The sequence below is a fragment of the Skermanella sp. genome (genome assembly GCF_059503625.1).
Window position 1 is genome coordinate 1 of the sequence record NZ_JCACHA010000893.1, and the last position, 7,728, is coordinate 7,728.

Sequence of the window (7,728 nt, forward strand, 5' to 3'; positions counted from 1 at the left end):
TACAATCCCAAGGAATACCCGCGCCTGATCGACCCGATCCTCAACCATGGCGCCGACGTCGTCTACGGCTCCCGCTTCGCCGGCGGCGAGGCCCATCGCGTCGTCTATTTCTGGCACATGGTCGCCAACCGCATCCTGACGCTCTGCTCGAACTTCGCGACCAACATCAACCTGACCGACATGGAGACCTGCTACAAGGTGTTCCGCCGGGAAGTGATCCAGTCGGTGACGATCGAGGAGGACCGCTTCGGCTTCGAACCGGAAATCACCGCCAAGCTGGCAAGGCGGCACTGCGTCTTCTACGAGGTCGGGATTTCCTATTATGGCCGGACCTATGACGAGGGAAAGAAGATCGGACTGAAGGACGCCTTCAGGGCGATCTACGCCATCGTCAAGTATTCCTTCCTGAGCAAGCCATGACCATCCTGCTCTCCTTCATCAAGCGATATGCCGCCAGTTTCGCGGTGTATTTCGTGATCGGAGGGCTGTCGTCGCTGGTCGAGTGGACGGCTTTCTATGCCGCTTTCTCCTTCGCCGACCTGCACTATATCCCGGCCTCCGCCTGCGGCTTCGCGGTGGCGACCTACGTCAACTACCTGCTTTCCTTCCGGATCGGGTTCAGGAAAGGCAAACTTTCCGGGCGGTCAGAACTGGCGCTGGTCTATCTGGTCAGCGGCCTGGGCTTCGTGATCAACGTCGCGTTCATGGCGGGCATGGTCGAACTTCTGGGGTTGCCGGTCATGCTGGGCAAGGTCGGCGGCACTGGCGTCGCCTTCATCTGGAACTTCGCCGCGCGTCAGTTCATCGTCTTCGACAAGACTCCGCGCTGGGAGATGGGGCAGGGGGCGGGCGACGATGGAACTGCCGGCGGTTCCCCGTCCAAGCCGGCTTGAACGGGTAACGGAAACTGTCTTCCACGGCTCTATGGCGCCGGCACTGTTTTCAGCACCAACCCACTGACGCCCAAGCCCAGCCTTCGCGTGTCCTCGGAGACGCCAAGCGCCTCGGGCGAAATCGCGTCCTTGAGGTCCAGGACGACGGTGACCGGATACTGCTTGACCGCCGTCCGCCTGGGGATCTTCACGGCCAAAGTCTGCGGCCCGTCCGCCGCATCCAAATTGAACTCGCCCATATCTTCGTCGTTGACGATCACCCGGACGTTCTGTCGAAGATGTTTCGGAGTGCCGAATGCGTTGGCGTCGATCGTCAACTCGAGGTCCTGCCTTGGCGCCAGATTGCCGACGGCGAAGGGAAACCTGAGCGATGCCTTGCTCCCATCGGTCCAGGTCCCCCAGTCCTCCTGTCCGCTCCAGCCCTTGACGGCGTAGCGGAGGCTGTTGCCGCCTTTCCGGAAGTCGATCCGCTCGCCGTCGCGCAGTTCGAAGGCCCAATCGGCATCGGGTGCTTTGCAGCCGTAAGGAGGAAGCCAGCAGGGCCAGCCTAAGCCGATATCATAGCGCCGGCCTATCGGCGGTTTGCCGGTCGGGCTCATCGCGCCGGAAGGATCAAAGGTGCCGGCGACGGTGGCGGCATGGACAGGGCGGGGCAGGATGATCCTCAGCCCAAAGACCTGCGGAGCCGACAGGAACTCGGCATACCGGCGCAGGCTTTTTCCATCGGCGTCAAGACTCACCGGCCAATCGTTCAATCCCTTGGGGACCCCCCCCCGACATCGGGACGTCGATGGCGGCGATCGCTCCCATGTCGGCGAACGTGGCCTGGAAACCGGACGGCGAGGCCGTGCCGGCGACGGCATCCACCCGTTCCAGCTCGATGCGGACCGACAGGAGGCCGATCAGGCCGGCCGCGGCGACGGCGGCCGATACGGTCCGGCGGCCGGACAGGACGTTCTTCACCGCCAGCCAAGCGAAGAGACCAAAGAGAGGGAATGTCCATTTCAGATAATGAATAAGTCCGAAATGCCAGATGTTGGTCGGTAGCAAGTCTGCGTAGCAGGCATAAAAGAAGATATGGACCAGGACGCAGGCGGCCACTATGGCAAGACGCGACCTTTCCAGCAGGCAGCAGACGATCCCGATCAGCGACAGGAAGATCCAGGGATAAGCCTTGAGGATGGCCGTGCCCTGGCCGTACACGGCGGTTGGGTCGATGAAGAGTACGTAGAGCTTGATCGGCAGAGCGGAGAAAATGAACCCGATATCCTGCGCTATCGCTAGGTAAGGGGAAACGGCCCAGCCATAAATCGCGTAATAGGCGAGAGCGACGCCGAAAAGCCCGGTCAAGCCGCCCCCGATCAGGAAGGCGAGGGTGGCCGGGGAAACACCATCAGGAGGATAGCCGGCCCGGTTGCGGGGGCTCCGGAGCAGGCTGATGGCCGCATTCGCCGCCAGAAAGACGAAAACCGGCGCCGTGGAGATCACATCCATCGGACGTATGATAAGGACGATGCTGGCCAGCAGTCCCATCAGGAAGAACTTCAGCGCGTCTGCCGTCCGGTTGAGAAAAAGCGTAAGGATGATGTAGATGATCGCGCAGGACGGGGTCGTGCTCCACGGGACCACGAACTGTTCGATGATGACGCCGTTGAAAGCCGTGCTGAACGCGAATACCGCCGATGCGGCAACGGTGCCGACGCCGAAATGGCGGGATATCCTGATAAAGCAGAGTGCCGTGACGAGAAGGCAGAGCGCGTCGACGAAAAAGAATGCGTGAGTCGGCATCGATTTATAGAAGACTGCGCCGAGAAGGGCGTATCCGGGAAAGTACCAGTGTTCGGCTGGACTTAGGTCGATCCGGGAAAGCGCCTTGGCGGATTTTATGTACTGGCTTTGGTCCCACCATCCCCACCAGCCGGATGCCATGTCATGGGGCAGGGCCGGGTGACTGAGGAACAGGAACGCATAGATCAGGAATATGAAAGTTAGAAAGATAATAGTTACCGCATAATCCCTTGAGTTAAAGAAGCTCCTAATTTTGCTAAATATCATTAACCAAATTCCTTCTGACGCTATACCCAATGTGCCGATGAAGAAATTTTTGTCAAATAGCATATTCAGACATTCAGCGAGGTGGATTCACCGCCCTGTTCGACCTGCCGATTCCATCTGCCTGAGAAGCGTTCTAATGTCGCAACGGATTGAGTATTAAGGAATTTTCAATTTCTCACCCATAAGACCGGGCGCATAACACCGAACGGTTCGGTCATTCATGCCGCCTCCGGCATACGACCGGCAGCGTTCCTGTAAGCGAGTGAAGTCACGAAGCTCCTCACTTGATGCAGATCGGAATGCGGCGTGTCGAGGAATATCTGCACAATGACGATCATGAAGTCCGAGCCGGAATGGCCTATGACCGGCGCTGTTTTTCTGGCCATGGCGCTGTTGATGCTGGGCGGATGGCTGCCTTCGACCGGTAAACTCCTTTTCGAATATGGCGATCTGGCAGCAAATACCTTGCTGGTTCTCGAAGCCAAGCGAAGCGTCCTGCTGACCGGCAACTACTCGCGCGTCGGATTCAATCATCCGGGACCGGCATATTTCTATGTGATGGCCGCCGGCGAATACCTGTTCCACGATCTTCTGCGCCTGACCCCGACCCCGATGGGCGGGCAGATGCTGGGAACGGCGGCGCTCAACGCCGGCTGGCTCTCGCTGCTCTGGTTCCTGCTGGCAAGGTTTTCGCGTTCGGCCGGCGCCGCGGCATCGGGCCTGGCCGTCTTCATCGCCTATACGCTCCTGAACGACCCTGGATTCCTGTTCGGCATCTGGCTGCCGTTCCTCTACTTCGCGCCCTTCGCCGTCTTCACGCTGGCTCTGGCGCGGGTCACCTCGGGACGGTTGGACGCGCTCGTCCCGCTGACCCTGGCGGCGGGTTTCCTGGTCCACGGCCATGCCTCGTTCATCGGCATCATCGGGTTGATGATCGTCATCGGTGCGCTGGTCCACCTGTCGGCGACGCGCTGGCTGTCCGACGAGGTCTGGCCGAAACTGGTGTCGCCCGAAACGGTGCCGCGCTACCGCAAGCACCTGATCGCCGCTGCCGCCGTCGTGGCAGTGTTCCTGCTGCCGCTCCTCGCCCAGACCGTGCTGCATTTCCCCGGTCCGCTGGGGCAATACTTCGGCTACGGCAGTGCCCGGCACTCGAACTCGCTGGCGGCCAGCCTGACCTATGTCTTCGCCTGCTGGGGTGGTGCTGCGATGCTCATACCGTCGGCGGTACTGATGTGGGTCCTGCTGAGGACCGGAGCGGGCGACCGCCGCGACCGCCGCGACCTCGGTGAACGCCTGGGCTTCCTGGCGGCTCTGGCCGCATCGACCCTGGCCGTGCTGTTCTACACGGTCTTCGCCGTCGACCTCCTCGATCAGGCTTACATCATCTACTTCTACCGCTCGGTACCCGGCCTGCTGACGGCCGTGACGGTCTGTGCGCTTCATAAGGCGACGGATATCCGAAGGCATGGCCGTCTGGCGCTTACCGCCGTGCTGGGCGTAGCGCTGCTTCTCGCATTCGGCCCCCGGCGCCCGTCCGACAGCGTCGCCGGCATTCCGGAAGCGCATCGCGCACTGGTCGAGTTCGAACCAGGTCCCGCCGTGCTCGACCTGGACAGCACCAGGAACTGGGTAGCGGTCTGGGCCAACACGGCGAGCCTGCTGGCCTACGGCAAGCGGGTGAGGCCGGGAGCCTACTGCGTGCGCGGCAACTGGCACATCCTGTTTACCGAAGCGCTGCATTGCCCGCCCGGCATCGCCCCCGGAACGCCGGTGCTGACGGTCTTACCCGCCGATGGGGCCGTTCCAGGACCCGGCGTGCTCCGGATCCTCGGACTGGATATCACGCGCACGACGGCCCCATGACCTGACTTCCCTGAAAGGCGGCGGCTTTTAAAGCACCTTGCCCGGATTCATAAGCCCCTGCGGGTCGAGGGTCGCCTTGATCCGGCGCATCAGGTCCAGCTCGACCGGCGACTTGACGCGTTGAAGCTCCTCGCGCTTGAAGGTGCCGATGCCGTGTTCGGCGCTGATCGAGCCGTCCATGCTCAGGACGATGTCGTGGACGACTTCGTTCAGCTTGTCCCACTGGGCCAGATAGGCTTCGGTGTCGGCGTCGACCGGTTGGTTTACGTTGAAGTGGATGTTGCCGTCGCCGACATGGCCGAACGGCACCGGACGCGCGCCGGGGATCGTCCGCTCGACCGCTTCGGTCGCCTGGGCGATGAAGCTGCCGACGCAGGACACCGGGATCGAGATGTCGTGCTTGATCGAGCCGCCCTCGTATTTCTGCGCCTCGACGATGGCCTCGCGGATGAACCAGAGCTGCTTGGCCTGGGCCTCGCTCGACGCCAGGGTGGCGTCCTGGACCAGTCCCGCCTCCATCGCCTCGCCCAGCGCTTCCTCGATCGTCTCGCGGAAGGCGTCGCCTCCCGTGCCGGTGGACAGTTCCAGCAGCACGTACCAGGGGAACGGCTCCGACAGCGGGTCGATCGTGCCGGCGACGTGCTTGAGCGCGAAGTCCAGGGCTATGCGGGGCATCAGCTCGAAGGCGCTGAGGCTGTCGCCGCTGGCGGACCGCAGGCTGGCCAGAAGCTCGATCGCGGCGTCGGGGTCGCGGACCGCCAGGAAGCCGGTCTCGACCTGCTTGGGCCGGGGGAACAGCTTGAGCACGGCGGCGGTGATGAAGCCCAGCGTGCCCTCGGCCCCGATGAACAGGTGCTTCAGGTCGTAGCCGGTGTTGTTCTTGCGCAGCCGCCGCATGCCGTTCCAGATCTGGCCGTCGGGCAGCACGACCTCCAGGCCCAGCACCAGGTCGCGGGTATTGCCGTAGCGCAGCGTCATGGTGCCGCCGGCGTTGGCGGAGATGTTGCCGCCGATCTGGCAGGTGCCCTCGGCGCCCAGGCTCAGCGGGAACAGGCGGTCCACGTCGGCCGCCGCCTGCTGGAGCGTCTGGAGCACGCAGCCGGCTTCCACCGTGACCGTGTAGTTCAGCGGGTCCATCTCCCGGATCCTGTTCATCCGCGACAGGCTGATCAGCACTTCGCTGTTGTCCGCCGACGGGATCGAGCCGCCGACCAGTCCGGTATTGCCGCCCTGCGGCACGACCGGAACGCCGGCCTCCGCACAGGCCCGCATCACGTCCGACAGCTCCTGCGTGGAGGCCGGGCGCAGCACCAGCGGGGTCGCCCCGCGATACCGGCCGCGCCATTCGGCAACGTAGGGTTCCATGTCGGCGGGATCGTCGATATGCCCGGAAGGGCCGACGATGGCGCGCAGGCGGTCGAGCAGGGCGGGGTCGATTTTCTTGGTTTCGGGCATGTTGCTATCAGGGGGCTGGCGGCTGTTCGGGAAGGGTGGCGGGTCCGCGCGGAGCCGCGGCGCGGCGCAGGCGGTCGTTGATGGCGACGCCCAAACCCTGTTCGGGGATGGACATGACGGCGATGGCCGAATGCTCGGGCCGGTCCAGGGCGCGCAGCATGGCGAACAGGTTGGCTGCCGCCTCGAACAGGTCGCCCTGCGGGCTCAGGTTCAGCCGGGTCGCCCCGCCGCGTACGAAGGTGTCGGGGCCGAACGACAGCAGCGCCTCGTCGGCGCCGGCGTCGTGCGCGCCAAGCCGCACCGGACAGCCGGGAGCGTAGTGGCTGGCGAGCATGCCGGGCGACTTCGGCGCGTCGGGGTCGGCGCCGGGCGGCTGGTGCTCGGGCGTCAGGACCTTCGTCCCGAGCAGGGATTCCAACTCCTCCCGAGTGACGCCGCCGGGGCGCAGCAGGACGGGGTCGGCGCCGGTCAGGTCGAGCACGGTCGATTCCAGCCCGATCGGGCAGCGGCCGGCGGCCAGGATCAGGCCGACGCGGTCGCCCAGGCTCTCCGCGACGTGCAGCGGCGTCGTCGGGCTGACGGCGCCGGAGCGGTTGGCGCTGGGTGCGGCAATCGGACGCCCCACCGCCTTCAGCAGCGAGCGCGCCACGGGATGGTTGGGGACGCGGACCGCGACCGACTCCAGTCCGGCGCTGACCAGCAGCGACAGCGGACTGTCGGCCCGGCGCGGCAGCACCAGCGTCAGCGCTCCCGGCCACAGGGTTTCCGCCAGCCTTTCGGCCCGCTCGTCGAAGCGGACGACGGCTTCGGCGGCGCCCAAGTCGGGGAAATGGACGATCAGCGGGTTGAAGCGGGGCCTGCCTTTCGCCTCGAATATGCTGGCGACGGCGCGGTCGTCGGTCGCATCGGCGCCCAGGCCGTAGACCGTCTCCGTCGGGAACGCCACCAGCCCGCCCGCGCGCAGCAGGTCGGCCGCCCGCGCGATGTTGGTGTCGGTCGGCGGGACCAGTTCGGGCTTGCGCCCTGGATTGGCGGGCTTGGGGCTGACGATTTTGCTCATGTTCATACTAGTAAAGTGTTATTCCGGCTTGCGAAAGCCAAACACCACCCTTGGCCTGTTGTCGATCTGGATGCACTATGCCGTTGCTGCGGCGATTGCGGCTTTTTTTCAATGATAATCGGCGGCATAGCCGGTGAGCGGAGCGGGCATGGCGGGCAGAATTTACACCGTGGCGCAGCAGAAGGGCGGGGCGGGAAAGACCACCCTGGCGGCGCATCTGGCTATCGCGTGGTCGGAAGCGGGTCTTCGCGTCGCCGTCGTCGATATCGATCCCCAGGGCAGCCTGACCCGCTGGATCCAGACCCGGAAGGACCAGTTGAACGGCAAGACCGGCATCGGCCACACCCAGATCACCGGCTGGCGCACCCAGCAGGCGGTCGAACGGCTGACGCAGGAGAA

At 64.2% G+C, this 7,728-nt stretch carries 8 protein-coding genes; 4 read left to right on the forward strand and 4 right to left on the reverse strand.

The features are described 5' to 3' along the window. Both AC5JJ6_RS32525 and AC5JJ6_RS32530 read left to right on the forward strand, forming a co-directional pair. Positions 1 to 420: glycosyltransferase family protein (locus AC5JJ6_RS32525; protein ID WP_496046022.1), on the forward strand; the 420-nt coding region annotated here is incomplete at its 5' end. After that, positions 417 to 893 carry a GtrA family protein gene (locus AC5JJ6_RS32530; RefSeq protein WP_496046023.1) on the forward strand — a complete coding sequence of 159 codons (477 nt, stop codon included), beginning with the start codon at positions 417 to 419 and terminating at the stop codon, positions 891 to 893. The genes AC5JJ6_RS32525 and AC5JJ6_RS32530, both read left to right, overlap by 4 nt. Before the next feature lie 29 nt (positions 894 to 922). Here AC5JJ6_RS32530 and AC5JJ6_RS32535 read toward each other — a convergent pair whose 3' ends face one another. Then, positions 923 to 1,633: a DUF7024 domain-containing protein gene (locus AC5JJ6_RS32535; protein WP_496046024.1), complete on the reverse strand. Its 711-nt coding sequence runs from the start codon at positions 1,631 to 1,633 to the stop codon at positions 923 to 925. After that, complete coding sequence (locus AC5JJ6_RS32540) at positions 1,623 to 3,011, reverse strand: hypothetical protein (protein WP_496046025.1); 1,389 nt, start codon at positions 3,009 to 3,011, stop codon at positions 1,623 to 1,625. The genes AC5JJ6_RS32535 and AC5JJ6_RS32540 overlap by 11 nt, the downstream gene beginning before the upstream one ends. 264 nt (positions 3,012 to 3,275) lie before the next feature. On the opposite strand from AC5JJ6_RS32540, the gene AC5JJ6_RS32545 reads away from it, so the two are divergent. Next, positions 3,276 to 4,814 carry a hypothetical protein gene (locus tag AC5JJ6_RS32545; protein WP_496046026.1) on the forward strand — a complete coding sequence of 513 codons (1,539 nt, stop codon included), beginning with the start codon at positions 3,276 to 3,278 and terminating at the stop codon, positions 4,812 to 4,814. A gap of 27 nt (positions 4,815 to 4,841) precedes the next feature. Here AC5JJ6_RS32545 and AC5JJ6_RS32550 read toward each other — a convergent pair whose 3' ends face one another. Both AC5JJ6_RS32550 and AC5JJ6_RS32555 read right to left on the reverse strand, forming a co-directional pair. Further along, on the reverse strand, positions 4,842 to 6,269 hold the full coding sequence (locus AC5JJ6_RS32550; protein ID WP_496046027.1) for an FAD-binding oxidoreductase: 1,428 nt from the start codon (positions 6,267 to 6,269) through the stop codon (positions 4,842 to 4,844). A gap of 7 nt (positions 6,270 to 6,276) precedes the next feature. Continuing rightward, a complete protein-coding gene (locus AC5JJ6_RS32555; RefSeq protein WP_496046029.1) occupies positions 6,277 to 7,329 on the reverse strand; it encodes an L-threonylcarbamoyladenylate synthase in 1,053 nt (350 codons plus the stop codon). Between the two features lie 148 nt (positions 7,330 to 7,477). Here AC5JJ6_RS32555 and AC5JJ6_RS32560 point away from each other — a divergent pair. Then, a partial coding sequence (locus AC5JJ6_RS32560; RefSeq protein ID WP_496046028.1) for a nucleotide-binding protein occupies positions 7,478 to 7,728 on the forward strand: 251 nt, incomplete at its 3' end.

Coding starts and splice junctions, on each gene's coding strand:
- AC5JJ6_RS32530 (WP_496046023.1), top strand. CDS start 417: ATGACCATCCTGCTCTCCTTCATCAAGCGATATGCCGCCAGTTTCGCG.
- AC5JJ6_RS32540 (WP_496046025.1), bottom strand. CDS start 3,011: ATGCTATTTGACAAAAATTTCTTCATCGGCACATTGGGTATAGCGTCA.
- AC5JJ6_RS32545 (WP_496046026.1), top strand. CDS start 3,276: ATGACGATCATGAAGTCCGAGCCGGAATGGCCTATGACCGGCGCTGTT.
- AC5JJ6_RS32550 (WP_496046027.1), bottom strand. CDS start 6,269: ATGCCCGAAACCAAGAAAATCGACCCCGCCCTGCTCGACCGCCTGCGC.
- AC5JJ6_RS32555 (WP_496046029.1), bottom strand. CDS start 7,329: ATGAGCAAAATCGTCAGCCCCAAGCCCGCCAATCCAGGGCGCAAGCCC.